This window comes from Phoenicibacter congonensis, from assembly GCF_902386915.1.
GTDB classification, from domain to species: domain Bacteria; phylum Actinomycetota; class Coriobacteriia; order Coriobacteriales; family Eggerthellaceae; genus Phoenicibacter; species Phoenicibacter congonensis.
Window position 1 is genome coordinate 745,110 of sequence record NZ_LR698997.1, and the last position, 24,390, is coordinate 769,499.

Annotated in this window: 22 protein-coding genes, 1 tRNA gene and 1 pseudogene; 14 read left to right on the forward strand and 10 right to left on the reverse strand. The window is 44.3% G+C overall.

The genetic code is table 11. From position 1 onward, the window contains the following. The first annotated feature begins 50 nt into the window (after positions 1-50). The gene (locus FXZ76_RS03255; RefSeq protein WP_079535753.1) at positions 51-890 is read left to right on the forward strand and encodes an aminotransferase class IV; all 840 of its coding nucleotides are present in this window, start codon (positions 51-53) and stop codon (positions 888-890) included. A gap of 67 nt (positions 891-957) precedes the next feature. After that, complete coding sequence (locus tag FXZ76_RS03260; protein WP_162273044.1) at positions 958-2,967, forward strand: cation:proton antiporter; 2,010 nt, start codon at positions 958-960, stop codon at positions 2,965-2,967. On the opposite strand, the gene trpS is transcribed toward FXZ76_RS03260, so the two are convergent. Continuing rightward, on the reverse strand, positions 2,964-4,016 hold the full coding sequence (gene trpS, locus FXZ76_RS03265; protein WP_079535755.1) for a tryptophan--tRNA ligase: 1,053 nt from the start codon (positions 4,014-4,016) through the stop codon (positions 2,964-2,966). The two genes, FXZ76_RS03260 and trpS, sit on opposite strands and share 4 nt — an antisense overlap. Before the next feature lie 173 nt (positions 4,017-4,189). Here trpS and FXZ76_RS03270 point away from each other — a divergent pair, with 173 nt between their 5' ends. The 5 genes from FXZ76_RS03270 (at position 4,190) to FXZ76_RS03290 (ending at position 11,554) form a co-directional block, all read left to right on the forward strand. Further along, positions 4,190-5,026 carry an amino acid ABC transporter substrate-binding protein gene (locus FXZ76_RS03270; RefSeq protein WP_147571527.1) on the forward strand — a complete coding sequence of 279 codons (837 nt, stop codon included), beginning with the start codon at positions 4,190-4,192 and terminating at the stop codon, positions 5,024-5,026. Positions 5,027-5,044: 18 nt separating this feature from the next. Next, the gene (locus tag FXZ76_RS03275) at positions 5,045-5,698 is read left to right on the forward strand and encodes an amino acid ABC transporter permease (RefSeq protein WP_079535756.1); all 654 of its coding nucleotides are present in this window, start codon (positions 5,045-5,047) and stop codon (positions 5,696-5,698) included. Then, entirely contained in the window at positions 5,691-6,455 is a 765-nt protein-coding gene (locus FXZ76_RS03280; RefSeq protein ID WP_172618930.1) for an amino acid ABC transporter ATP-binding protein, read from the forward strand. The genes FXZ76_RS03275 and FXZ76_RS03280 overlap by 8 nt, the downstream gene beginning before the upstream one ends. 174 nt (positions 6,456-6,629) lie before the next feature. Beyond that, positions 6,630-8,219: a S1C family serine protease gene (locus FXZ76_RS03285; protein WP_231961737.1), complete on the forward strand. Its 1,590-nt coding sequence runs from the start codon at positions 6,630-6,632 to the stop codon at positions 8,217-8,219. A gap of 218 nt (positions 8,220-8,437) precedes the next feature. Further along, complete coding sequence (locus tag FXZ76_RS03290) at positions 8,438-11,554, forward strand: ABC transporter ATP-binding protein/permease (protein ID WP_079535757.1); 3,117 nt, start codon at positions 8,438-8,440, stop codon at positions 11,552-11,554. Between the two features lie 289 nt (positions 11,555-11,843). Here FXZ76_RS03290 and FXZ76_RS03295 read toward each other — a convergent pair whose 3' ends face one another. The 5 genes from FXZ76_RS03295 to FXZ76_RS03315 all read right to left on the reverse strand — a co-directional run bounded on the left by FXZ76_RS03295 (position 11,844) and on the right by FXZ76_RS03315 (position 15,433). Then, positions 11,844-13,001, reverse strand: a complete 1,158-nt coding sequence (locus tag FXZ76_RS03295) for an aminotransferase class V-fold PLP-dependent enzyme (protein WP_231961738.1) — start codon at positions 12,999-13,001, stop codon at positions 11,844-11,846. Between the two features lie 68 nt (positions 13,002-13,069). After that, on the reverse strand, positions 13,070-13,306 hold the full coding sequence (locus tag FXZ76_RS03300) for a DUF3343 domain-containing protein (protein ID WP_079535758.1): 237 nt from the start codon (positions 13,304-13,306) through the stop codon (positions 13,070-13,072). 22 nt (positions 13,307-13,328) lie between these two features. Then, positions 13,329-13,535 (reverse strand): sulfurtransferase TusA family protein, encoded by a 207-nt coding sequence (locus tag FXZ76_RS03305; protein WP_079535759.1) that lies wholly within the window; start codon positions 13,533-13,535, stop codon positions 13,329-13,331. 79 nt (positions 13,536-13,614) lie between these two features. Next, positions 13,615-14,727, reverse strand: a complete 1,113-nt coding sequence (gene yedE, locus FXZ76_RS03310; protein WP_079535760.1) for a YedE family putative selenium transporter — start codon at positions 14,725-14,727, stop codon at positions 13,615-13,617. Between the two features lie 223 nt (positions 14,728-14,950). After that, entirely contained in the window at positions 14,951-15,433 is a 483-nt protein-coding gene (locus FXZ76_RS03315; RefSeq protein ID WP_079535761.1) for a methylated-DNA--[protein]-cysteine S-methyltransferase, read from the reverse strand. Positions 15,434-15,504: 71 nt separating this feature from the next. On the opposite strand from FXZ76_RS03315, the gene rpe reads away from it, so the two are divergent. From rpe to FXZ76_RS03340, 5 genes are all read left to right on the forward strand, one after another. Further along, a complete protein-coding gene (rpe, locus tag FXZ76_RS03320) occupies positions 15,505-16,224 on the forward strand; it encodes a ribulose-phosphate 3-epimerase (protein WP_079535762.1) in 720 nt (239 codons plus the stop codon). Positions 16,225-16,236: 12 nt separating this feature from the next. Continuing rightward, a complete protein-coding gene (locus FXZ76_RS03325) occupies positions 16,237-17,451 on the forward strand; it encodes a cysteine desulfurase family protein (RefSeq protein WP_079535763.1) in 1,215 nt (404 codons plus the stop codon). Then, entirely contained in the window at positions 17,452-18,357 is a 906-nt protein-coding gene (locus FXZ76_RS03330; RefSeq protein ID WP_231961739.1) for a Nif3-like dinuclear metal center hexameric protein, read from the forward strand. Between the two features lie 77 nt (positions 18,358-18,434). Then, a complete protein-coding gene (locus FXZ76_RS03335) occupies positions 18,435-19,160 on the forward strand; it encodes a zinc ribbon domain-containing protein (protein WP_079535764.1) in 726 nt (241 codons plus the stop codon). Between the two features lie 39 nt (positions 19,161-19,199). After that, a tRNA-Leu gene (locus FXZ76_RS03340) sits at positions 19,200-19,287 on the forward strand. Positions 19,288-19,770: 483 nt separating this feature from the next. Here FXZ76_RS03340 and FXZ76_RS03350 read toward each other — a convergent pair. Further along, positions 19,771-20,127, reverse strand: coding sequence for a hypothetical protein (locus tag FXZ76_RS03350; RefSeq protein WP_079535765.1), 357 nt, complete (start codon positions 20,125-20,127; stop codon positions 19,771-19,773). A 460-nt stretch (positions 20,128-20,587) separates the two neighbouring features. Between FXZ76_RS03350 and FXZ76_RS06310 the strand changes: the two are divergent. Then, positions 20,588-20,800, forward strand: a pseudogene (locus tag FXZ76_RS06310) (tyrosine-type recombinase/integrase); the annotation flags it as partial. A 110-nt stretch (positions 20,801-20,910) separates the two neighbouring features. Then, entirely contained in the window at positions 20,911-21,243 is a 333-nt protein-coding gene (locus FXZ76_RS03355; RefSeq protein WP_162273019.1) for a hypothetical protein, read from the forward strand. Positions 21,244-21,246: 3 nt separating this feature from the next. Here FXZ76_RS03355 and FXZ76_RS03360 read toward each other — a convergent pair whose 3' ends face one another. Genes FXZ76_RS03360 through FXZ76_RS03370 form a run of 3 tightly spaced genes read right to left on the reverse strand, consistent with a single transcriptional unit; the run spans position 21,247 to position 24,389 of the window. Next, on the reverse strand, positions 21,247-22,176 hold the full coding sequence (locus FXZ76_RS03360; RefSeq protein ID WP_079535766.1) for a DUF4268 domain-containing protein: 930 nt from the start codon (positions 22,174-22,176) through the stop codon (positions 21,247-21,249). Between the two features lie 17 nt (positions 22,177-22,193). Further along, the gene (locus tag FXZ76_RS03365; RefSeq protein ID WP_079535767.1) at positions 22,194-23,456 is read right to left on the reverse strand and encodes an AbiH family protein; all 1,263 of its coding nucleotides are present in this window, start codon (positions 23,454-23,456) and stop codon (positions 22,194-22,196) included. 6 nt (positions 23,457-23,462) lie between these two features. Next, positions 23,463-24,389, reverse strand: a complete 927-nt coding sequence (locus FXZ76_RS03370; RefSeq protein WP_079535768.1) for a DUF4238 domain-containing protein — start codon at positions 24,387-24,389, stop codon at positions 23,463-23,465. Position 24,390: the final 1 nt, after the last annotated feature.

Genomic DNA, 24,390 nt, shown 5'->3' on the forward strand with positions numbered 1-24,390 from the left:
TGAGAGATTAAACTTAAGGGGTTATATTTTTTACAGAGATAGGAGCAGAAATGAAAAAAATCGGCTATTACAATGGAGAAATTGGTCCAATTGAAGACGTAAAGGTGCCAATGCTTGATCGAGCACTCTATTTCGCCGATGGCTGCTATGACGCCTCCATGTTAAAAAATGGAGCCGTTCACAACGAAGATGCTCATTTTGATCGCTTCTGGAATTCAGCACGTCTTTTAAAAATCGACCTTTCATTCACGCGTGAGGAACTTCACAATGAAATTCAGCGCATGGTTGATGTTTATGATGGGGACGATGGTTTTATTTACTGGCAAGTGTCTCGCGGAACTGCACTCAGAAATCACGCTTTCCCAAAAGGTGCTAAGCCTAATTTGATGATGATGCTTGTAGAAAGCGGAACCACAAGCACAAGCAAAGAATATAAATGCATTACTGTTGAAGACAAACGTTTTAGATTCTGCAACATCAAAACTCTAAACTTGCTTCCAAATTGCATTGCCTACCAGCAAGGTCTTGATGTTGATGCAAACGAAATCATTTTTGTTAGAGATGGTTATGTTACAGAAATGGCACATTCTAACGTTTCTTTTCTAGTTGATGGAACTTTTGTGTATCACCCATTTGACGACAAAATTTTGCCTGGAATTTCAATGAAAAACATCATTGCTGAGTGCAAAAAGTTGGGGATTCCAACGGAGGCTCGTGCACTAAGCCAGGTAGAAGCAATGAATGCCGATGAACTCATTTGTTCTAGCTCATCAACATTTGCATGTCGCATCACAGAAGTTGACGGCATTCCAGTTGGCGGAAAAGATCCTGAGCTCTTCAAGCGCATTCAAGATGCTGTTTATGCTGAATATGAAACTTGTGGCAAATAGGTGTTTTGTTATTATTAATTAAAGTAAATTCCTTTATAAAGACAGGAGGGCACTAAGTTTGGAGGCAATGACTCTCACATTGTTGCTTGTGCTCTCCGTTTTAATTTCAGCAGTAATAGACAGGTTCGTGAAGAACCTAACCATTCCTCTAGTTCAAATTTGTCTTGGCATTGCAATTGCAGTTTTTGCCCATAATACTGTAAAAATCGAATTTGATTCTGAGCTGTTTATGGTCTTGTTTATTGCACCTCTTCTCTACATCGAAGCAAAGCATGCAAACAAGCTTGAACTTTGGAGGGACAGAAAAGGTGTTTTGGGTCTGGCAATCATCCTTGTTGTTTTGACCTCACTTGCAATTGGCTTTTCTCTTCACTTTTTAGTGCCGATGGTGCCAATGTTTTCTGCATTGGCGCTTGGAGCTGCTCTTGGACCAACCGATGCTGTTGCTGTCACATCTGTGTCAAGAACAACCAACATCCCGAAAAACATTTTCTCGCTGTTAAAAGGTGAGCTGCTTTTAAATGATGCTAGCGGCATTGTTATGTTTCAAGTCGCAATCGCGGCTGCTGCTGCTGGTTCAGTCAACTTTTTGCAAGTCGGCGAAGACTTTGTTGTAGAGTTTTTTGGCGGCTTGATCTTTGGCCTTCTTGTTGGATTTGCGGGGAAATATTTCCTTCGCAAAATGCGCGACTCCGGGCTCGATTCGACAGTCTTTCATGTATTGTGTGAGATTTGCGTGCCGTTTGTTGTCTACATGACATCATCTGCTATTCACGTTAGCGGAATTATTGCTGTTGTAGCATGTGGTCTCGTAGACCCAATACAAAACACAACAGCGTCTCCCGCAATTTCTAAAATGAACATTGTTTCTGAGAGTTTTTGGGAAGTGTTTTCTTTCGTGTTAAATGGCGTTGTGTTCGTTTTGCTTGGAACACAAATTCCACCTGCAATGTATTATGTTTGGGATGATGCAAGCATTTCTAACTGGTTTTTGTTAGGTTGCATAATTCTTGTTGCCTTCATTTTATTGTTCTCACGTTTTTTGTGGTGTCTTGTGATGATGCAATCGAGAGAGCCGGGCGACGACGAGAAGGAATTATCGGTTGTAAAACGTGCACTAATCATGACGCTTTGCGGTGCTAAGGGCACCATCACACTATCAATTTTGTTTACACTTCCTGTTGCTCTTTCAAATGGCGTTTTGATGCAGGAGCGCAGTTTGCTCATTTTTATTGGATGCGGTGTTATTGTGGTCACGCTTTTGCTTGCCACATTTGTTCTTCCGTTGATTGCCCCAAAGCCAGAAACAACAGAAAATGAAGAGGCGGAGATAACAAGCTATTATGAAAACTTGCAGCTTATTTTGCGCGAAGTAATCTATCAGCTCACTGCTTCTGAAAATGAACTAAACAGTCGGGCGACGCGTCAAGTTGTTGAAGATTATCAAAAACGCCTTGACCATGCTAAATCCTTTACTGATGAAGAAGATGAAGGCACTCTTTGCTTGCGTCTGCGAATGATTCATTGGGAAGAAGAGAAACTGGAAATGATCCGCAGAGCTGGTGAGGCGAGCACCGATGCCATCGACACATATATGCAGTTTCTCGATAAAAATGCTCGCATTTTGTCACATGCAACACATGTGATATTGCCGTCAGAAAAAGTAGTTCGTTTTAGAGCGACATGTCGTCGCTACAAGAGGTTGGTTGCTAAATATCTCCGCAAAACATATGCCAACATGGACCTTGAGGTCCGACAGATTAAAGTAGAGTGCGAAAGATATGCCCTTGAGTGCCTGAAGACAGAAATGGCAATAGGCGCTGTTCAGGCAGAATATGGAGCCAGAATCGTTGTAGATTACGAGCGCACAATCGCTTCGTTAACTAGACCAGCTCCAACAATCACTACAGCAATTAAGACACAAGATGCAACAGATGATGTTCGTGCATTTGCGCTAAAAGTCGAGCTTAACAAAATTGATGAGCTTCAGGAAAGCGGTGCACTTTCGCGCAAAAATGCTATGAAGATGCGCGACAACGTTGCTTTGATGGAACTTGAGCGCGCAGGCGCAATTTAGTAAAGCATTCCCATCGCTTCGCGAACCTGATTTAGAGTTTCGTTTGCAATCTCGTTTGCCAATTTGTTTCCCTCGTGCAAGATTTCTCTAATCATTTCATCTTTGCCTTCGAGTTCATGTCGTTTTTCGCGAATTGGTGCTAGGTAATTGTTGACCGATTCTGTTACATATTTTTTTAATGCGCCACAGCCAGCATCGCCAATCTCTTCTGCAATTTCAGTCTCTTTGCGGCCAGTGCAAAGTGCAGCAGTTGTGAGAAGAGCCGAAACCCCAGGTCGGTTTTCAGGGTCAAACGTGATGTTTCTGTCGGAGTCGGTCTTAGCTTTTTTGATTAGTTTTGCAGTTTCTTCTTCAGTGTTAGAAAGAGCAATTGAATTTCCATAACTCTTTGACATTTTTCTGCCGTCAAGACCAGGCATTTCGACTGCGTCGGTTAAAAGTGCGACAGGCTCTGTAAAGACGTGGCCATAGCGTTCGTTGAATCTGCGAGCGATTTGGCGAGTTTGTTCGATGTGCGGCAGCTGATCTTTTCCGACTGGAACAATGTTTGCGTGGCAGAACAAAATGTCGCAGGCTTGATGCACTGGATAGGTCAAAAGCAGCCCCGACAAAGTGTGCCCGCTTGCTTCTTGTTCAGCTTTAACTGTTGGATTTCTCAAAAGTTCAGCTTCTGAGACGAGAGAGAGGAAAGGAAGCATCAGTTGATTTTGTGCTGGCACTGCTGAATGCGTGTAAATCATGGTCTTTTCAGGATCAATTCCACAGGCGATGTAGTCAATAACCATGTTTTTTACGTTATCAGCAATGTTTTCTGTGGTGTCGCGGTCGGTGATTACTTGGTAGTCGGCAATCAAAATATTTGTGTTTACGCCTTTGTTTTGAAGATTGACGCGGTCGATAATAGTCCCAAAATAGTGACCCATGTGCAACCGTCCTGTTGGGCGATCTCCGCTCAGGATTTTGTATTTTTCAGGATGTAAGTCAATGTCGGCGCGAGTCTTGTCGCTAATTTCTTTTTGTTTTAAAAATGTGTTAGATTCTTTTCCCATTTTTTGTTCCCTTAGATTTATATTTGAATTGAAATTATACTAACAGAGCAAGTCAAACCGCAAGTTCCCGAACTTTTTAGAAAAGATTTATTGCTTTAGCACTTTACTGTGCTAAAGTAATTAATGTTGTTTTTTAGCGTTTGGTGACTGTATATAAATCGAGAGGAGAATATATGAACACAAAGGTAATAAAACAAGCGCTCATCGCTACAATCGGTGTGTTTGCTTGTGCTGTGCTAGCCCTAACACTTGTTGGATGCTCTTCGGGCTCATCTAGCGATTCTGGAAGCACTTCAAAAACAAAGTTAGTTGTTGGTTTTGACAATTCCTATCCTCCCTATGGATTTTTAGATGACCAAGGAAATCCAACAGGTTTTGACATCGACATGGCAAAGAAAGTTGCTGAAAAAAATGGCTGGGACATTGATCTTCAAGCTATTGACTGGGATGCAAAAGATGCTTTGTTAGAGCAGGGCACAATTAACTGCATTTGGAATGGCTTTACAATCGAAGGCCGTGAAGATAAATATAACTTCACTGAGCCATACATGATTAATGGCCAGGTCGTTGTTGTGAAGAAAGATTCTAACGTCAAGTCTCTTGCCGACCTTAAAGGCAAAACTGTTGTTACGCAAGCAGGAAGCTCAACTGTAGACGTTTTAGAGGGTGACAGAAAAGACTTGGCTGACTCATTTGGGCGTCTCGACACAGTTCCTGAGTTTAACACCGCATTTATGCAATTAGAATCGGGTGTTGTGGACGCTGTGGCTTGCGACTTGTCAATTGCAGAATATCAACTAGCTGCAAATCCAGATAAATATGTTCAGCTCTCTGAAAAAATTTCTGAAGAGAATTATGGTGTTGGATTTAAGAAAGACGATAACGGCAAGCAAATGGCTGAAAAAGTTACAGCCACAATGCGTGAGCTTTATAAAGACGACACTGTAAAAGAACTTTGCGAGAAATATTCAAGCTATGGCATTTCTATCGACAATTGGCTGCTTAAGTAGTAAGGATTAGTTAAGTAAATGGAATTAGGAGTTATGCTGAAACTCCTCCTTGAAGGGTTTGGATTTTCAGTCTCAATTTTCTTCATAACGTTAATTGGAGCGCTGCCACTAGGAATAGTGGTGGCGCTTGCTAGGATGAGCAAGGTAAAAATAATTTCACTCATTGCTCAATTCTTTATTTCTGTTATGAGGGGCACGCCACTCATGCTGCAATTGATGGCAATCATGTTTGGTCCCTATTATTTATTTGGCATTAGCACTGTTGCTGATTGGAAACTTTATGCTTGTGCCATTGGTTTTATTCTCAATTATTCAGCCTATTTTGGTGAAATCTACAGAAGTGGCATTCAATCAATTCCCGTTGGGCAATATGAGGCGGCAAAAGTTTTGGGCTACACAAAAAGTCAGACATTCATTCAAATCATCTTGCCGCAGGTGTGTAAAAGAATTCTTCCTGCGATTGGCAATGAGATTGTTGTGCTTGTTAAAGACACATCCCTTGCCTTTGTGCTTGGCATTGGTGAGATTTTCTCAACGGCAAAAGCCCTTGCTGCTAAAGAGGTATCGATGATTCCATATGCCCTTGCAGCGCTCATTTACTGGGGCTTCTGTCTTTTGATTTCAGCAATTCTAAACAGGCTTGAGAAGAGAATGGATTATTACCATGCCTAAAGAAGTAGTGATTGTTACAAATGGCAAAAAACTCTTTGGCAACAAAGTTGTTTTGCATGACGTCGACTTTGCTGTTGATGATGATGAAGTGATGACGATCATCGGACCTTCTGGCGTTGGTAAATCCACTCTTCTTCGCTGCATGACTATGCTTGAGAGATTTGATGGTGGAACGCTTGAATATGACGATTTGAAAGTTTGCACCGAAAAAGATGGCACTTCTGTGTATGCAAAGGAAGAAGTTCTAAACGAAGCTCGCAAACGCTGTGGTTTAGTGTTTCAAAACTTCAATTTGTTCCCACACTACACTGTGATGGACAACATTGTGCGCCCTCTAAAAACAGTTTTAGGTAAAACAGATGAAGAGGCTCGCGCAATTGCCACACAAAAGCTCTCAGACCTTGACATGGTTGATAAATGTGACATGGTTCCTTGTGATTTGAGTGGAGGACAACAGCAACGAGTTGCCATCGCGCGCGCTTTGGCAATGAACCCTTCCGTTCTTTATTTTGACGAACCAACAAGTGCGCTAGACCCGCGCTTGTCGCGTGATGTTGCAAAACTAATCAGAGGCATTGCCAAGTCGGGAATTGGCATTGTTATTGTTACTCACGACATGAAATTTGCGAAAGATGCAAGCGACTATGTCGCAATTATGCATGATGGACGCTTTGTGGAAAAGGGCACTGTAGCGCAGATTTTTGAGAATCCACAAAACGACATCACAAAAGAGTTCCTCTCAACTGATCTTTTGTAGTACACACGTCTACAACCCAAGGTGTAAGTTACCACGCCCTGGGTTGTATTCCTTTCAATCTTTGTTGACGCATTCATTCTTGGCAGTTACATTAAGGTTGTGCAGTTTAAAGAGTTCTCCTTTCGACTTAACAAATTGCACAGCAGTTCGAAAGTTCAAGGTGGATGTTAAAAAATGAATCAAAAAAACGACAACACGACTCAGGTAAATGAATCGACCAAAGAAAGCAAGAATCAGTCATTTACTAGTGAGCCTACCAACGAAGAATCAAAAAAACTTACCGTTTCCCTCCCTATGACAACATCCACCTCGCACGCTCAAGGCACTCACAGACTTGATGCCATCAGAAGCGTGCACAATGAGCAGAAGACAATAAAAGAAGAAAAAATGAATTCGAACTTTTCGAACGTTGAAAAGACGCCAGCGACTACAGATGAAACCTTTTCCAACCCTAAGCCTATCAATTCAGAAACCCAAATTCCAAATTCTCCGAATGATGGCGCTGGCGTCCCTCCCTTTAATCATAATTCAGGATTTGCAACTGCGAATCCTGATCCAAATAAGAAAAAGCATCTTTGCGGGGTTTTTGCAACAGCATTTGTCGGTGCGTTGCTTGCCTGCATATTAGCTTTTGGAGTTTGCAATTTTACTGGTTTTTTTAACAATACAAAAGTATCAGTTGGCGGGACAACTCTTGGTTCTACATCATCTTCTACAGTGACGGCATCCGATTCGTCAGCAACACTTGCTGAAGCTGTTTCTCAGAAGTGTTTACCAAGCGTCGTGTCAATCGATGTTTATGGAAGCAGCAGCAGTTCATCTGGTTCCTTGTTTGGATATGGCAATAGTCAAAAGAGCGAATCAAGCGTCGAAAAGATTGCTTCTGGTTCAGGCATTGTTATTTCGAAAGATGGATATATCCTCACAAATCAGCATGTTATTGATGGCGGTACTGGTTATAAAGTGACAGTTAATGGCAAGACACTTGACGCAACGTTGGTTGGCGCCGACTCATCTAGCGACATTGCTGTGCTCAAAGTTGATGCTGGGGAAGACCTGACGGCGATTGAACTTGGTGATTCCGACTCAATTAGAACTGGAGAGTGGGTAATGACCATTGGAAGTCCGTTTGGCCTTGAACAATCGGTTGCAACAGGAATTATTTCTGCAACTTCCAGGTCACAAATTGCCGATAATTCAAACTCCGACGTTTCCGATGTGAAGATTTATCCAAACATGATTCAAACCGATGCGGCAATTAATCCAGGCAATTCAGGCGGTGCGCTTGTCAATGAAAATGGACAGTTAATTGGCATTAACACTCTCATCACTTCAAGTTCGGGTAACTATTCAGGAGTTGGTTTTGCTATCCCTGTAAATTATGCGATTGGCATTGCTCGCGATTTGATTGAAGGAAAAACCCCAACATATGCACAAATCGGCGTTTCTTGCACAACCATTAATGATCAGATCGCTAAGAGATATGGCTTTAATGTAACTTCTGGTGCCTATGTATCGTCGGTAGTGAGCGGCAGTGGTGCTGACAATGCAGGAATTCAACAAGGAGACATCATTACAGAGTTTGACGGTGAAGCAGTTACAAGTTCATCTGAGTTAACCCTTGATGTTAGAAAGAAGAATCCTGGCGACAAGGTTAGCGTTAAGTTGGTGAGAGGCAATGAGGAAAAGACTGTTGAAGTTGAACTTGGAAAAACATCCTCAGACTCTTCAACTCAAAGCCAAGGAAGTTTAAAACAACGCTGATGATTTCCTAGATTTCTCTTGGCTTGTATTACAAAGAATTATTGGCTCCTGCCTGGGTTAGACAGGAGCTTTTGTTTATTTTTGGCATACTTTTCGCACATGTGAGAGTTTTTTGTTTGTGAGTTTCAGCTAGATGATAGCTGAGCGGCAAAAGGCGCGAAAAAGTGTGCATTTTATATAATTAAAAGGGACATTAGATCCACGAGAAGGGACGACTCATGCTTCAAGTTAAAAACATATCTAAATCCTACGTCACAACCGGTTTTACTCAGGTCGCTCTTGATGATGTGTCAATCTCTTTTCGTGACAACGAATTTGCTGCTATTTTAGGCCCAAGCGGTTCTGGAAAAACAACTCTTTTAAACATAATTGGTGGCCTCGACAGATATGATTCGGGTGACCTAATAATCGATGGTATTTCAACCAAAGACTACAAAGCTTCTGATTGGGACACGTTTAGAAACAACCGCATTGGTTTTGTTTTTCAATCCTACAACCTCATTGGTCACCAGACTGTTTTGAAAAATGTCGAATTAGCACTCACCTTGTCAGGTGTTGACAAAGAAGAGCGTCAGCGTCGCGCGACTGAAGTGCTTGAACGTGTTGGGCTAAAAGATCACATCTACAAAAAGCCAAATCAATTGTCGGGTGGACAAATGCAGCGTGTTGCAATAGCGCGTGCTCTCATTAACGATCCTGAGATTCTTTTGGCCGACGAGCCAACTGGCGCTCTTGATTCTCAAACTAGCGTCGAGGTTATGGACCTTCTTCAAGAAATTGCAAATGATCGACTTGTCATTATGGTCACACACAACCCCGAGCTTGCAGAAAAATATGCAAACCGCATTGTGACTTTGCGAGATGGAAAAATCCAGGGCGACACAAATGCCTATGAGCCAACCAAGGAAGATATCGATGGCGTGGTTGGGAAAAAGGCGCGAAAAGCTTCAATGAGTTTTCTTACTGCTCTTGAGCTCAGTTTTAACAACTTGATGAGCAAAAAAGGCAGAACAATAATGACAGCTTTTGCGGGAAGCATTGGCATTATCGGCATCGCCGCCATTCTTTCACTCTCAAATGGAGTTAATCGATATATTCATGATGTTGAGGAAGACACCCTCACATCATATCCAATATCAATTTCCAAATCAGGATTTGATTTATCTTCTTTGGTTACAGTAGGAACTGATTTTGTTGGCAACGGGTCGGGAAGTGTGAGTTATTCTGATGGCGATGTTATGAACACTGTTGTGGGAGAGACTGAAGTTGTAAACAACATGGTCTCAAAGATGAGCAACAACGACTTGACATCGCTTAAATCCTACATCGAAAGCGACGAGGGCAAGTCGGTTCGCGACAATTCTTCCTACATCAAATATGACTATAACATTCAGCCAATAATCTATGTGAAGGGTCCTGAGGACTCCGACTACAGGCAGGCTAACCCTGACGATTCACTTTCAGCTTTGGGCATGGGTTCTAGTTCCTACACTAATTCAACCATGAGTTCAATGATGACCACAAATGTGTTTCAGCCATTGATTGACCAATCGCTAGTCGAAGACTCCTATGATTTGAAGGCAGGGCACTGGCCAACTAACAAAAATGAATGCGTTCTTGTTCTTTCAGAGAGTGGAAATCTTCTCGACTACACACTCTACCAACTAGGGTTTAGAGATTATCAAGAATACAAAGACATGGTTCAGTCGGTTATTGAGGAAAAAGATGCGAAGGTAGAAAAAGACGAGAACACCCACACCTATCGCGACCTCATGAACAGCGAGATGAAAGTCGTGGTTGGCGCCGACAGATATCAGAAAGATTCTAGCTATGATGTGTGGGTCGACAAATCAGGTGACAAAGAATACATCGACAACTTGATTAACACAAAGTCAGAGACTCTGAAGATTTCTGGTATTGTCCAGGTAAAAGAAGGTTCCAAATCGGTAGTTTTAACGCCTGGAGTCATTTATTACACCAATGATCTCATTTTAGACACCATTGATAAAGCTAGCAAAACTCAGATTGTAAAAGAACAGCTTGCCGATAAAAATATTGATGTCTTTTCGGGAAAGGATTTCTCCGACACCGACAAAACTTCTGGATTTGACACTTCTGAATTGATTACTGTCGATGAAGGCGCAATTCAGGCGGCGTTTAAATTTGACCCAACATCTCTAAATTTAAGCCTTCAAAGCATTAGCACTAACTTTTCTGCTAGTGACATTGGAGCCGCTCTTCCTGCAATAGACGAAAAGGAAATTCAGCAAATTCTTGGCGGTTCGGTTGAAATTTCTGCAGTTCAAGGCGCCATTAGCACCTATTCAGTGAAGCTGTTGAACGGCTACTCGGCATGGGTCGGCTCTGGTCATTCGGGAACTGTCGAAGATTATATCCAGACTCCTGAAGCTCAGGGCTATTATGCTGAATGCATGGGGGAGATTGCGCAGTCGATGGGTTCTTCAACACAGAAAGTGTCTGAGGCATTGTCTTCATATATGAATCAATATATGAATCAGGCGATGAATGCAGTTTCGGCCGCAATCAGCAGGAGCATGCAGTCGTCAATGTCACAAATTCAAAACGTGTTGGCAAACAACATTGCTAATTCAATTTCGATAGATCAAGATGCGTTCGCAAATGCATTTAAATTCAACATGACCCCAGAGGAAATGCAAGGCGCAATTTTGGCGCTAATTAGTGGAGGCACCGATTCTGCAGAGTCTAATTTGCAACAACTTGGATATGCCGACCTAAACACACCAACGTCTATTGACATTTATGCAAAAGATTTTGACACCAAACAAGCGGTTAAAGACAACTTGGATGATTATTCAAAACAGATGAGAGACAGTGGGTATGATGACAAAGCTGTGTCCTACACCGACATTGTTGGTGTAATGATGTCAGGTGTGCGCACAATCATCAATGTTATTAGCTATTTGCTCATAGCATTCGTTTCGATTTCTCTCATCGTGTCATCAATTATGATTGGCATTATCACCTATGTCTCGGTTCTTGAAAGAACTAAAGAGATTGGAATTTTGCGCTCAATTGGTGCAAGCCGCAAAAACATTTCTCAAGTGTTTAACGCCGAAACTATCCTTGAAGGTTTGATAGCAGGCGTAATGGGAATTGTTGTGACAGCTCTGTTGTGCATCCCGGCTTCTGCTATTGTAAAAGCCCTCACGGGTGTGCCTAACATCGCGTCACTGCCTTTCTCAGCAGCGATAATCCTCATTTGCATTAGCGTGTTCTTAACTTTTATTGCAGGTCTCATTCCTGCCGCTTCAGCTTCGAGAAAAGACCCTGTAATAGCACTTCGTACCGAGTAGGCAAGGGTGCGTGGACGCGCATGTTCGGACTAGTTTTGAGTCTGGGCTTCAAACCGAGCAGTGCACAAGAGCTCGTTACTATTGACTGTAGGGTCTAGTTTTGCGGCACGCCATGGAGAAATCAGGTTGACTAGGGAGATGATGCTTGCACTGGGCGTCTAGCAAGACAGCAGACCTACAATCTGGGCAAGTCTGGGGGAAGAAAAGAGCTTTTGCTACCTTGCTTTGAAATTTTTAAGCTAATCGGGCTTAAAGGCGCAACCTCTTCAAAACAAGCAACAGTTTCTTTCTAGCTTATGTAGCCTTCGGCTATTTCGTTTACAGCTTTAATTGCAGCATCGACTTCTTCAAATGTGTTGAATGAGCAGAACCCAAAACGAACAATGCCTTGTTCAACTGTGTGTAGTGCTTCGTGCATGAGAGGTGCGCAATGTGCTCCTGGGCGTGTGCAAATGTTGTAGTCACAAGCAAGAATGTCAGAGACTTCTGATGAATCGGCATTTCCAATGTTGATGGCAGAGATTCCGCATCTTCCCAGTGGATTGCCCTTGCCTCCATAGAACTTAATGTTTGGAGCATTTTTAATTCCATTTTCAAAGCGCTCAATGCACTGATCGGTGTGCTCTTTAATTTTTGCTGGCGTTTTTTCGAGAACATAATTTATTCCTGCAGCAAAACCAGCGGCCCCATGGGCGTTGCAAGTGCCTGCTTCAAGCGATTCTGGCATGTAGTCAGGATGTGTTTTCTCATAGGAATGGACACCACTTCCGCCAACTTTAAAAGAAGGAATGTCGATGCCTTCTTTGACAGCAATCGCTCCAATCCCTTGAGGACCATAGAGGGATTTGTGCCCTGTAACACAAACTATGTCAAGGTCGTCATTTTGCATGTCTATGTCAACAACGCCGGCAGTTTGTGCAGCATCAATTATGATTTTTGCACCGTGAGCATGAGTTATTTCTGCAAGTTTTTTGATGTCATAGATGTCACCAGTCAAATTTGATGAATGAGTTGCAACAACCCACTTTGTTTCTGGAGTAAATGCTCTCTCGAAATCTTCGATGTGCAATTGCCCTTCTTCATCAACTGGGACAATTGTGAGTTTTGCTCCTTCTTTTTCTTTTCTATAAAGAGGGCGAAGAACAGAGTTGTGCGAAGCAGCAGTTGTGATTACATGCTCGCCTGGCTTGACTAGCCCGACAATGGCGATGTTTAGCGATTCGGTGACGTTGGCTGTCAGCGCTATTTGTTCTGGATTTGGTGCGTTTAGCAATTCATTTAGTGCCGCGCGGGCTCTAAATGGTGCCATAGATGAAGCGATTGCAGCAGGGTGTCCGCCTCTGCCTGGTCCACCAAAGGTTGTGAGAGCTTCTGTGATTGCATCAACAACGCTTTGAGGTTTCTTCATTGTGGAAGCGGCATTGTCAAGATAAATCAATTCGTCCATGGTAATTGCCTCTTTGCTAAAAATGTGGCCGTGAAAAAAGACAAATAATAGAGGATCTAAAAACGAGCTTAAAGCTCAAGATCATAGATTTCGTCCATGTCTATTTCGTTGTCTTTAATTAGCCCGAGGATAAAATCTTTGTTTTCAACAGGCTCACGCCATGCCAGCCCGCAACCTGCCGAAATAACGCGAGGAACAGGTATCAAACGACCTTTTGCACCGTTTTTCTTTGCCACATTTTCCATGTGCATTGCACCTGTTGTCGTGTGAAAAGTCACTACTGCATAAAGCTCTTTTGTTGCCATGTCCCTCGCCTTGAAGTTTTAATTATTTGAGTGTGAGAACGAAGTCACCACCGTCTTCGGCAATTGTGACATCTTTACCACGTTTTTTTGCCATTCTCTCAACGTTGTCGCGTGGAATGGCGCTTGAAACTAGAACATGAATTTCCTCATCAGGGTGTTCTTTGATTGCAGCCAGTGTGAGCATTACTGGCTCAGGGCATTGAAGCCCACGTGCATCAACTTCTACCATATTGATTCCTTCCTAAAATTATTCCTAACTAATTCTAAACATCTTGATTAATTTTTCCAGTTAAACAGTTAATTTGTATCTAGTTTTGCTCTTTTTGCTTCTTCAAGTTTGCAAAAGCAATGATGAATAGAACTACGATGCAGCAAATGAGGAAAATTTGTCCAGCAGTTGTTGGGCCGCCTGCAACAGCTGCTTTTTCTGCTGTTGCTGCCGAAGCTGCAACGCCTGCAAGTCCGAAGTTGTGTGCAAAAGCTGCACCGATGAGCATTCCGAGGAATGTCACAGCTCCGTCGCAGGAGCCTTGTCCAGCAAGAGTCATTTGACGTAGTGGGCATCCACCTGCAAGAACAGCGCCAAAGCCGACTGCATAAAGACCAAGGATGTTCCAAATGTGCTGTGCGTGTGCGATTGGCTGTCCATCAAAAGATGCTTTAAAGTGGCCAGTTGCTACGTTGTAGATGACCATAATTACAAACATTCCAAGGATTGGAAGAAGGAGGTCAAAGTCGCGCATTAAAATTGCATTTCTTGTGCCTGCTGCGAAGCAAATTCTGCTTTTTTGTGCAATAGCTCCAATAATGAGAGCAACAATTAATGCGATTGCAACAGGTGCATGTTGTGAGCCTGGTCCTTTTTGGCTAACTACAAAAATGCCAGCAAAAACGCTCAAGCAAAGACCAACAATCAAAAGGATTGGCAAAATTGCACCTGCTGTTGGTTTTGTCTCGTGCTCGCGTCCAAGCGAGAAACCTCTCTTCAAGAAAATTGTGCCAGTTGCAATTCCGAGAACAAAGCCAATGAGACCAACCCAAGCGTTAAGGTCGCCAGCTGACATTCTCAAAATCATGCGAAGTGGGCATCCCAAAAACACGAGCGCACCGATCATCATGATGAAGCCGAGCACAAAGCGAGTCATTGGTGAAGAGCCAGCAGTTGATTTATATTCCTTTGTCGCAATTGCAATGAGGAACGAACCAACAACAACGCCAACAATTTCTGGGCGGTAATATTGAACAACTTCAGCTGTGTGAAGTTTCATTGAGCCTGCAGTGTCGCGAATAAAACATGCGGCGCAAAATGCCATGTTAGCTGGATTTCCGAAGAAAGCAAGCAAGGCAAAGCCAATTCCGCACACCAGGCCGCCGATTAAAAGGCCGCTCTTAGCATTAAAAAAATGACCTAACTTTTCCATTAAAAAAACCCTCCTAAAGGTGTTAATAAAGATACTTTTGCGCTTTTCTTTTAGAGAACCTACTTTGCATGTTATTTCTCAAAGCAAAAATAAATTTAGATTTGCAGAATTTTTGCTTTGCCAATCTTGCCAGCGCTAAAAAGATGATTGCAGGTATTTGGGCATGCAGAACCAACCTGCTTTTGGCAGTGAAATTATTCTATCTTAGAAATAAATGGTTAGTCTAGAGGAATTTAGATTCAATTTTTCGAAGCGCCATGCGAACTTTGCTTTCCTGCGATGGCTTCTCAAATTTTGAAGCAGGAAGAAGCCGATAATCAGGTATTAAAATTGAGTGCTTGTTTGCATATGCCGCTTTTGGGATGTTTCTGTAGGTGTTATCTTTACCGATGAGATGTGCCAGCTGCATTGGTGTTACTGTGCAGCCATATCCAGTTTTGAAAAGGCCGCGCCACACTTCCTTTTCAAATTCTGTTCCTTGTAAAAGAATTGGAATGTTGAAGCGTTTTCTGTCTCCCGATAAAAACTGAAGAATTTGAGTCGAGCATTCGTTTGTGAGTTTTGTCGGTGTGAATGTGCCGCTCATTTTTTTTGCCCCAAGACTAACAGATGTGATTTGTTTGCCGTTTGAAGCAATTGTGATTTGGCCGAATTGTGAATTGTAGATGAAGAATGTTAAATCGGAAACTCGCATTTTGCCACTCACGAAACATTAATTTTTCCAACATTATATAATCGAAGTTGTTCAAAGAATTCCAATTTAGAGGACTGTTTTAGATGTTTGAAAAAGTTAAAATTTCACCTTCGATTTTATCGGCCGACCTTTGTAATCTGGAAAAAGAAATAAAAGCAATTGAATCTGCGGGAGCAGGGCTTGTGCACATTGATGTTATGGATGGACACTTTGTTCCAAATCTCACTTTTGGGCTTCCGCTTGTTAAAAGAATTCGCGAGATTACAAGTTTGCCACTTGATGTTCATCTCATGATTTCTAATCCGCTTGATTATGTAGAAAAATATCTCGACGCAGGTGCCGACATTTTAACAGCACACATCGAGGCAGGTTCACCAGAAGAAATGAATCGCTTTGCTAGGAGGGTTCATGCTGCTGGCAAAAAAGCTGGTGTTGCTCTTCGGCCCAGCACAAAACCAGAGGCGGTAGACGACGTTATTTCATCGTTTGACATGGTTTTGGCAATGAGTGTTGAGCCTGGTTTTTCGGGGCAAAAATTTCAATCTAGCGTAATAGATTCCATGGCTGAGATTTGTGCCATTGCAGCAGCACATAACTGTTCACCTCTAATGCAAGCAGATGGTGGAATTGGTGTTGGTACGGCTCAAAAGGTGTGCGCAAGTGGTGCCGATGTGCTTGTTTGTGGAAATGCATGTTTTTGCAATGATGACTATTCAAAAGCAATTTCTGCAATTAAAGTTGATGCTGAGTTGGGCAGGGCTGCTGGTCTTAAAAAACAGCAATTGTTAGCGCAATATATGTAGGCGAATGGCTCAATGAACAATTTGAATAACATAAACAGTGATGACAGCCAGCTGGTTTATCTTGATTATGCGGCAACTGCGCCGATGTGCGAAGAAGCCTGTGTGGCAATGAAGCCATTTGTGAGTTCGTTTGGATGCGAAAGTTTGCCTTTTCGCGGTAACGCTAATTCTTTATATAGCCTTGGTCGCGAAGCTAACAGCCATTTAGAAACTGCCAGGCGTGATTTGTCAAGGTGTCTGCACGCAAAGAGACCTTCAGAAATTGTTTTTACTGCAAGTTCAACCGAATCCATTTTTTTAGCTCTTTCAGGATTGTTTGCCGCTAACGGCTGCAAAACAATCATCACAACTGAAATTGAGCATCCTGCAGTCTTGCAAGCAGCTAATCATGTCGCAGGCAAGAAAAACGTGGTGCTGCTAAAAGTTAACAAGCATGGCTTTGTCTCGAATGATGGATTGGCCGCTGCTATTAAAAACGCTGAGAGCCCGCTTGTTTCTGTGCAGATGGCAAATTCAGAACTTGCAAGTGTTCAAGACATCGCACAACTTGTTAGCGTTGCTCATGGCTTGGGGTGCATTTTTCATTGCGACATGACTCAGGCCTTTGGAAAAGTTCCGGTTGATCTAGAAAAACTTGGCGTTGATTCTGCGTCGTTTTCTTCTCATAAAATCGGAGGACCTCAAGGCGTGGGGGCTCTTTATTTAAAAAAGTCAGTTGGGTTTTCAAGTCCAATGATTGGGGGGGGCCAAGAAAGCAAGCGAAGAGGTGGAACGCAAAACGTGTGTGGAGCAGTTGGCTTTGCTGCCGCTGCAAAGGCGTGTGTTGCTAATTTGGATGAAGAGGTGAGGCGTTTACAAGAATTCAAAGATTTCATCGTTGACAACCTTTCTAAAATGACAACTTCTGCTAATAGACCTGTGCGATTGGTGGTCGATGAAAAGGCAGGGTTAAACGAAAATCCAGCGTGCTCCTATCTTCCAAACATCGCAACGTTTATAGTTGGAGGTGTGGAGTCTGAAACTTTGATTTTGCGTTTAGATGACCGCCAAATTTCTGTTGCTGGCGGCTCTGCTTGTTCGACGGGCTCTGCGACAGTTTCAAAATCGCTAAAAGCCGTCGGCATTTCTGATGATGATGGAATGTGTGAGCTCAGAGTTTCATTTGGGCGCTACACAACGAAAGATGACATTACCTCATTTGTCAATTCGTTTAAAGAGGTGATTTAATTGGCAAATTTAATAAAAACTCAAAAAGGAACATTACAAGTTAAAGAAGACTCCAAACGCGTGATGTATGTTGGTGAGCTTGAACAAAAGCTTTTGAAAAAATATCCAGCAGCCGATGCAATCCCTGGTGACAAAACGGGTCTTTTAGTTGGAGATCCATTTGCGAGAATTGAGCGTGTGGCTGTTGCATTAGATCCAACAGTGTCAGCAATTAGGGCGGCGAAACTGGCAGGCGCAAATGTTTTGCTCACTCATCACCCAAGCTATCGCGAAGGAGTTGTCGATTTCAAGCCTTCAAATTGTGTTGGTCAAAATTCTGGGTCGATTGTTTTTGATGCGATTAAAGCTAACATCGCTCTCATGAATTTTCACACTGCGCTTGATGTTAGCGCCGATGCACAGCGCGTTTTGCCATCATTGTTGCACTTGGCACCGCTGAAAGGCACTCGAAAAGTAAATGGTGGAAAAGTGAAGAACAAGGTCTTGCAGCCAATACCAGGTTCAAAAGATAAAGGCTTTGGTCAAGTTTGTGAAATAAAAGAAACTTCGCTTTCGGAGTTGGGGTCAAGATGCACTGCAGTGTTTGGCAGGTCTCCACGCGTTTGGGGCGATTTGCGCAAAAAATGCAAAAGAGTTGTGACTGCTACAGGAAGTGCCGGTTCTCTCATTAGCTTGTGCTTAAAAACTGGAGTTGACGTTTTGATTGCAGGAGAAGTTAAATATCATGACGCTTTGGCTGCAAGGGAAAGCGGGCTTTGCATCATCGATTTGGGGCATGATGTGTCAGAACTTCCGCTTGCTGCTGTGCTTGCAAATTCTTGCAAGAAGATCGGACTTGAATCATCGCGTATTGTGATTTTGGACCAAGGACACAATTGGGAGCAAATTAGGTCAATTACCATCTAATTTACTTGAACAACACGCTCGGTTAACGTATTATTACGAATTGATTGGAAATATTTTTTAGGACAGGGGTTTTACAAGTGAAAGCTACAAGCAACGACATTAAAAACCTTAAAAAAATCCAAGAAGTAGATGCCCAGATAAAAAATGTTCATGCGGCAGTCAGAGATTTGCCTGAAATAAAAGAATATCGGCTTGTAGATGAAAAGCTAAAAGACATCAAATCGAAGATTAAGCAGGTCGAAGTAATGAAGCGAAACGTCGAGCGTCGTTACGAGAAAATGAATGCAGAAGACTTATCGCTTGCCGATCGCCAAAAAACCGTTCAGCGCTCAATTGACGATGCAGCTGGTGATTATCGCAATCTTGAGGTGCACACTAAAGAGCTAGATTCAATTTCTTCCCGAAGAAATGTTCTTGCTGAAATCATGATTAATGCAACCGTCGAACAGGAAAAAGTTGAAGAGTTACAATCAAAGTTAAAAGCGGCACAAGAAACCGTATGTGACAAAAAGAACTCTTTGGGTAAGCAAATCGATGCAGCTAAGGCAAAGGCGCGTGAGGAGATTGTTGGCCTCACTGTCTCTCGTAAGAAGGTTTATGACAGCCTGCCTAAAGGGATTGCAGCGTTATATGATGATGCAGCTGTCAAGGTTGGAAATGTTGTTTTAAGCGAGCTTGATGGCAATTGTTGTTCTGTTTGCAGGTCTCCAATTGAGGAAGGCAAATTACTCGAAATCAAGAAGGCGGGCGAGGTTTCTGTTTGTCCTGCTTGCGGAAGAATTATTATCACAGACGGCGAATAGCCAAAGCAATTCATTTATAATCAATTTTGCTCTAATTGTGCGGGCGTGGCGGAATTGGCAGACGCGCTAGCTTCAGGTGCTAGTGGGAGTTTCTCCCGTGAAGGTTCAAGTCCTTTCGCCCGCACCAATTTCTTTTCTTCCCAACGCTATTTCTTTAATCCAATGCTTCTGAATATTTCATTAACATGGTCCGTCAGCTTGGGGGGACTCATACTCTTTTAGTAAATCTTTCCTGGTCAGTCGTTGGATTTATGCACGAATGTTTTCTCTTCTTTAGATTTTTCCTGTAGTTCGCTTGTCACCTAGAACTTAGTCGACTTTTGGAGTAAGTTCTAGGTGAGCCTGCATACAGTCAGCCTTTCGCATGGACATCGAAAAAAGGAATCGTATGAAATAGCATCGCTAATGTTAGCCAAAAACTTTTTTAAGAAAGTCTTTGTGCGCGAGGACGTGCCTCACTTTTTTTATGACGACAACAGTATCTTTCACTGCAACTTGATTGATTTTTTGCTAAGGCGAGTGGAGTTGTTCTAGCCTCTTGTTTTTTGACCTGTCTGCTAGTTTCCAATAATGCATCTCTCTAGTGAAACAGCCAGGGGAGGAGTGGACATTAGGCTATGATTCTGTTTTGCACGTCACCACAGGCTCGGCTTGATTCATCGACAGCTACTCGCAGCTGCTCTGCAACCATTCTCGCATTTTTGACATAACGAAACACATGCCTGTTGCCGTCATTGTTGGTGATGATTAGTCGACCGCCAGTGAGAGGGGAGTCGGAAGCACTGGTGCTTTTCATGCGGCGCAGGTCAAAATTGTTCTCACGCTTGTTGATTATCCTGTGGCAGTAGGTTAGTGTATCCTTGCCGTCGAAACGATAGGATGTATTGGCGATTGATATTGCCAGCGCCAACACCGGCCCCGCGCCAAAATCCAGCTCCGCAGTGCCATCCCAATTAGCGCCTTCCAATCCTTATAAATCACCATGGTTGCGGTCCTTACTTTTCAGAATTTTTAAAAAGTATAATTTTTACTGCGAAGTTGATTGACTCATTAAAAGGGACTATTCAATTATTGGATTTCGTTTCTTATGTATTCTGGAGTCAGAAATCTCTTTTCAAAAGCTGAATCGCCAATGTGTTAAGGCATTACTGTGTGAGTGAGTGTGTGTTGCTAATGCTTCGTTATTTTTAAATTGTTAACCAAAGAAGAAATTCATCACTTTTGCAAGGTGCAGGCCAATACCACCAGCAGCGTCTATTGAGCTATTGGCTATGTAGCAAACTTTTTTGACCTTCCCTATAAAATCGACAGTGTCCTTATTTTGGTTTGCTTCTTCTAGCTCTTATACAGCAGATTCAATCTGTTCTTTAGTTATTTTTCTAACCTTCGCAGTTTTTGCTTGTGAGCCAATCGATAATGTCTGGCAACTGGCCCACGAGATGGAGCGCGGGTGCAAGGCGTCGGGCGTGAAGCGCATCCGCATACACGACATACGCCACAGCCACGTGAGCCTGCTGATTGAAATGGGCTTCTCCGCGCTGGCCATCGCCGAGCGCATGGGCCACGAGGCGGTGGACATCACCTACCGCTATGCGCACCTGTTCCCCACGAAGCAGGACGATATGACCGCCGCGCTCGATGGGGTGGGGGATAAGCAGGATCCGCGTGAGAGTAGCGTCCGCAAGCTCATCAAGACGATGGAGTTTCGCTACACTCCTGAGAAGCATAAGTTCATATGAGACATGGCAGCTTGGAGCGGCATGAGCAGGCAGGATTACTCATCGCCAAGCTCTCCGATACCCAGGTCGAGGTGAAGCCCTCAGTAAGCGTGCAGAAGGCGCTGAAGGGCTCAATGGCTGAGTTGACTAAGGAAGTGCACCTGGCGGCATTCTACGGCGAGCTGAGCGAGTCCCTGCAACAGAGAAGCGAGCACGTGATGAGGTTCTTCCTGGCGCTCGGCGAGCCTGTTGACGCGCCGACGGCAGAGCTGTTGCAAGAAGAACCGTTTCCGACGGCATCGACAACGATCGACAACGATGTCGATGCCGACGACGCAAACATCTTTGGAATGGGGCGCGGTTAGCGCCTAAAGCCCAAGCTCGGCAATCAGCTTCTTCATGATGAGGGCCCATTCGAGCTGCTCTGATATGAATTTCGGCCAGGCGGCCTCGTTGTTCTTGATCTTGCAGCCGTCTTTGTAGAAGCGAAGCCCTGACGCCTTCTTGGCGTCAAAGGGTGTGGCCATAAGGCCAAGGCGTTCTTCAAACAAATCGGTGTTGTCGATGGCCTTGTGGCCGATTTCCTTGTCGTCGGGCGCGTAGAACTCGATGCCGATTCTGCCGTGTTGCGTGTCTATAAGCAGCGCGATATGGTAGGCGGACGTACCGCAACGCAACGTGGTCCAATGGTCTTTCGAAGGCTTCTGCGGGTTGAACGCCTTCAAAAACTCAGGCGTCGCCTGGGCCACCTCACGATATTTGGTCCAGTACGATAGCTTGACGCGCTCGGTCTCGGAGAGGCCCTCGCTGAGCTTGATGGCCTTCGTCCACTCGTTAGGCTGCTCGACTACGTTGAAACGCGGAGCGGGCAAGGAGCCTCCAATGGACCACAGCTCTATCTCCACTAGGAAGAACCCGAAATCGCTATCGGTGTGCTGGTTGAGCCACTCGATGGCCTGACGGTGCTCGTCGCGTGCGCGAGCCACCACCCACACGACAACCTCGGCGCCCTTGCCGGCGGCGTAAGTGATAACTTTGCCTAGGTGGTCGTGGTTGGTGTCCTCGAGCTGGTTCTCAATGACCACCTTGCGTCCGGTGCCGGCTTCCTGCGCATAGATGTCGACGTTGAACGAGCCTACCGACGACTCGGTCTCTATAAGTTCGAGTTCAATGCCGACTGCAGCGCTCAATATGGCAAGATTTGGCTCTTCAGAGAGCCACTTTGTGAAGTCGAGTGCCTCGTGCGGCCACACGTCACGCAGCTCGACCTTCTTGAGCTTGTCGAGGTTGTATTTCATCGTCCTCCTATCGATAGCTATAGTCTACGAACGTTGTTTTCCAAGAGGCTAACCGACAACCTGCCTTCTATAAGCAGCTTATGGATAAGGTTCTTGCCGTGGTCTTTATTGTACAGCGTGAGGCCGTAGGCCGTAAGCAGGCGAATCACCTTTTCCATCATTTCTTTTCTGGCGCAATTTTCATCCTGCATGCAGCCGCTCGGTAGCTTATGGGGCCTGAAATAAAAAACGAGGCGCGTATCCCCCTCATACAGCTTTACGGAGTCGAATATAGCTTGGAAGTATGAGTAGTCTGCTTCACTGAGGGAGTGACCGTAGAATTTGATCATCTTGGTTCCGTCAGCCATGGGAACGCCGGATGTTGGAACATGAACGAGTTTTTCAACATCCGGGAGATCGAGTGCCATGAGTCTGTAGGTTTTGGTGAATGGAAGAGCCATGGGGTTGTCCATCCTATCCGTTCCATCGATTCCGAAGACAATCTCTCCACCAAGCCTTCCGTGGATATTGACGTACTCCGTATCATGTTCGTCGGAACGAAATTGGTTGATAGCTCTTGTGTAGTTGAAGCTGAGGATGCTTTCCTCCACGTCGTATTTATCTTTTGAAGGCCTTTGGTTAAGGATGATTTCCGACATCAATTCGCCGACCTTTTCCTTGTAACCCTTCGAGGTCTCGACTTCATCCCAAAGATATCTATCGAAGTCTGATTCCAGCTTGGCCAGGTCCTCACGTGTTATCTGAAGCAGGTTCTCTGAGTTCCAGGGCCCATGGTGCTGATAGCGTTTTTCTAAAAACAGGGCTACAGAATCTTCCACTTTGTCGGTGTCGTAGAATCCTGTTGGATTTGCCAATTTATGTAGGGTTTTTTCGAACTTCGACTTTGACCTTTTACCTTCTTTATTTTTTGGAGCAATCCAATCGGCTATAGCCCCCTCTATATCGCACCAATTCGAATCCTTCATAGACGAGAGAACTTTATCCCAAATGGTTTCAGTGAAAACCAGGTTGCCCAGACCCTGCCCTTTGACGGGTTTTTTGAAAGCGGCAGCTCGGGCTTTAAAAAAGCTCGAGAAACCCGACGCTAGCCCGCATTCTAGGTCAAAGCCGTTACCGATAACAACGAGCTGGTGCCAGCCAGGCTTGAAAGTGAGGGGCTCATATTTTATGGGCTCGTAGTCAGAGAGTACGGGCTTGATATTGGCTAGAAAGTTATCGGATTTGATTCCTTTAAGTGCGTTTTGCGCCGAGGCGGGAAAGTTGGGAATATCATTGCTCAAAAGAGATCACCCTTTCTGGCCTGCAGGAGTTTTCAAGGTTTGATATCTCCAATCGCGTACTGCGTGCTCGAGCGGGCCGCTTTCCCTCGATATGGCGACATCCCAATGCTCGCAGTTGAGCAGAAGGAGTCGGTTCATGTACGCGGTGCCCGAAAATTCGAGTCTCGTAAACGGCGGTAAGAGAGGTCTATCAGAAAAAACTGCAGCATACTTACTGTTCAACGGCATATACGCGAGATGGAAATCATACGAGTCGTCCTCGGGCCCGATGATGAACATGGGCATCGACGCCGTAACGAACCCTGAGCCGACGGATGCCCTAATGATGGAGAAGCTCTTCTCAAATAAAGCCTTCCGAATACGGTTAACTGGCACATTGTCATCGTTGGAGAAGAGCATGGTTGCGGCGGCGGCAAGCTCGACTACCGCTTGGGAATCCCCGCGCCAACCCGACCAATCGAGCAATCCGAACTCATAGGGTGTCAGATGAACGTTTTTGAGCAGCTCTTCGGCAGCCTCGCGTGACCATTTTTTGTCGGTACGCATGCTGACAGGATGGCGGACGATGATGTTTGCCGCCAGCTCGCAAACGACGGCTTTTCCATCAGAATACCCTTCGCCTTCGGGCTGCCCTTCTTTCTGGCGTTCCAAAAAGCGATCGTAAAGCGGTGCAATGCGGCTTTCGAACTCGGATAGCTTAACCTCGATGAGGTTCTGCGCATAGAATCTGTCTGTCGCATCGCCTGCCGCATCAGCATGCACGACTTCATAAAGATCGCGCATGCTGCAAAGATTCTCGCAATTCGTGCGGAAGAAGGAGTCCTTCTGCCTGCTGTAGGCATGCAGCTGCCCGGAAGAATCCGCAAAATGGCGCAGGTAGAACCGCGGCACCCAGTGCTGCTTTCGCGTCATCTTTCCGGGCAGCTTCGACATC

Coding starts and splice junctions, on each gene's coding strand:
- FXZ76_RS03255 (WP_079535753.1), top strand. CDS start 51: ATGAAAAAAATCGGCTATTACAATGGAGAAATTGGTCCAATTGAAGAC.
- FXZ76_RS03260 (WP_162273044.1), top strand. CDS start 958: ATGACTCTCACATTGTTGCTTGTGCTCTCCGTTTTAATTTCAGCAGTA.
- trpS (WP_079535755.1), bottom strand. CDS start 4,016: ATGGGAAAAGAATCTAACACATTTTTAAAACAAAAAGAAATTAGCGAC.
- FXZ76_RS03270 (WP_147571527.1), top strand. CDS start 4,190: ATGAACACAAAGGTAATAAAACAAGCGCTCATCGCTACAATCGGTGTG.
- FXZ76_RS03275 (WP_079535756.1), top strand. CDS start 5,045: ATGGAATTAGGAGTTATGCTGAAACTCCTCCTTGAAGGGTTTGGATTT.
- FXZ76_RS03280 (WP_172618930.1), top strand. CDS start 5,691: ATGCCTAAAGAAGTAGTGATTGTTACAAATGGCAAAAAACTCTTTGGC.
- FXZ76_RS03285 (WP_231961737.1), top strand. CDS start 6,630: ATGAATCAAAAAAACGACAACACGACTCAGGTAAATGAATCGACCAAA.
- FXZ76_RS03290 (WP_079535757.1), top strand. CDS start 8,438: ATGCTTCAAGTTAAAAACATATCTAAATCCTACGTCACAACCGGTTTT.
- FXZ76_RS03295 (WP_231961738.1), bottom strand. CDS start 13,001: ATGGACGAATTGATTTATCTTGACAATGCCGCTTCCACAATGAAGAAA.
- FXZ76_RS03300 (WP_079535758.1), bottom strand. CDS start 13,306: ATGGCAACAAAAGAGCTTTATGCAGTAGTGACTTTTCACACGACAACA.
- FXZ76_RS03305 (WP_079535759.1), bottom strand. CDS start 13,535: ATGGTAGAAGTTGATGCACGTGGGCTTCAATGCCCTGAGCCAGTAATG.
- yedE (WP_079535760.1), bottom strand. CDS start 14,727: ATGGAAAAGTTAGGTCATTTTTTTAATGCTAAGAGCGGCCTTTTAATC.
- rpe (WP_079535762.1), top strand. CDS start 15,505: ATGTTTGAAAAAGTTAAAATTTCACCTTCGATTTTATCGGCCGACCTT.
- FXZ76_RS03325 (WP_079535763.1), top strand. CDS start 16,237: ATGAACAATTTGAATAACATAAACAGTGATGACAGCCAGCTGGTTTAT.
- FXZ76_RS03360 (WP_079535766.1), bottom strand. CDS start 22,176: ATGAAATACAACCTCGACAAGCTCAAGAAGGTCGAGCTGCGTGACGTG.
- FXZ76_RS03370 (WP_079535768.1), bottom strand. CDS start 24,389: ATGTCGAAGCTGCCCGGAAAGATGACGCGAAAGCAGCACTGGGTGCCG.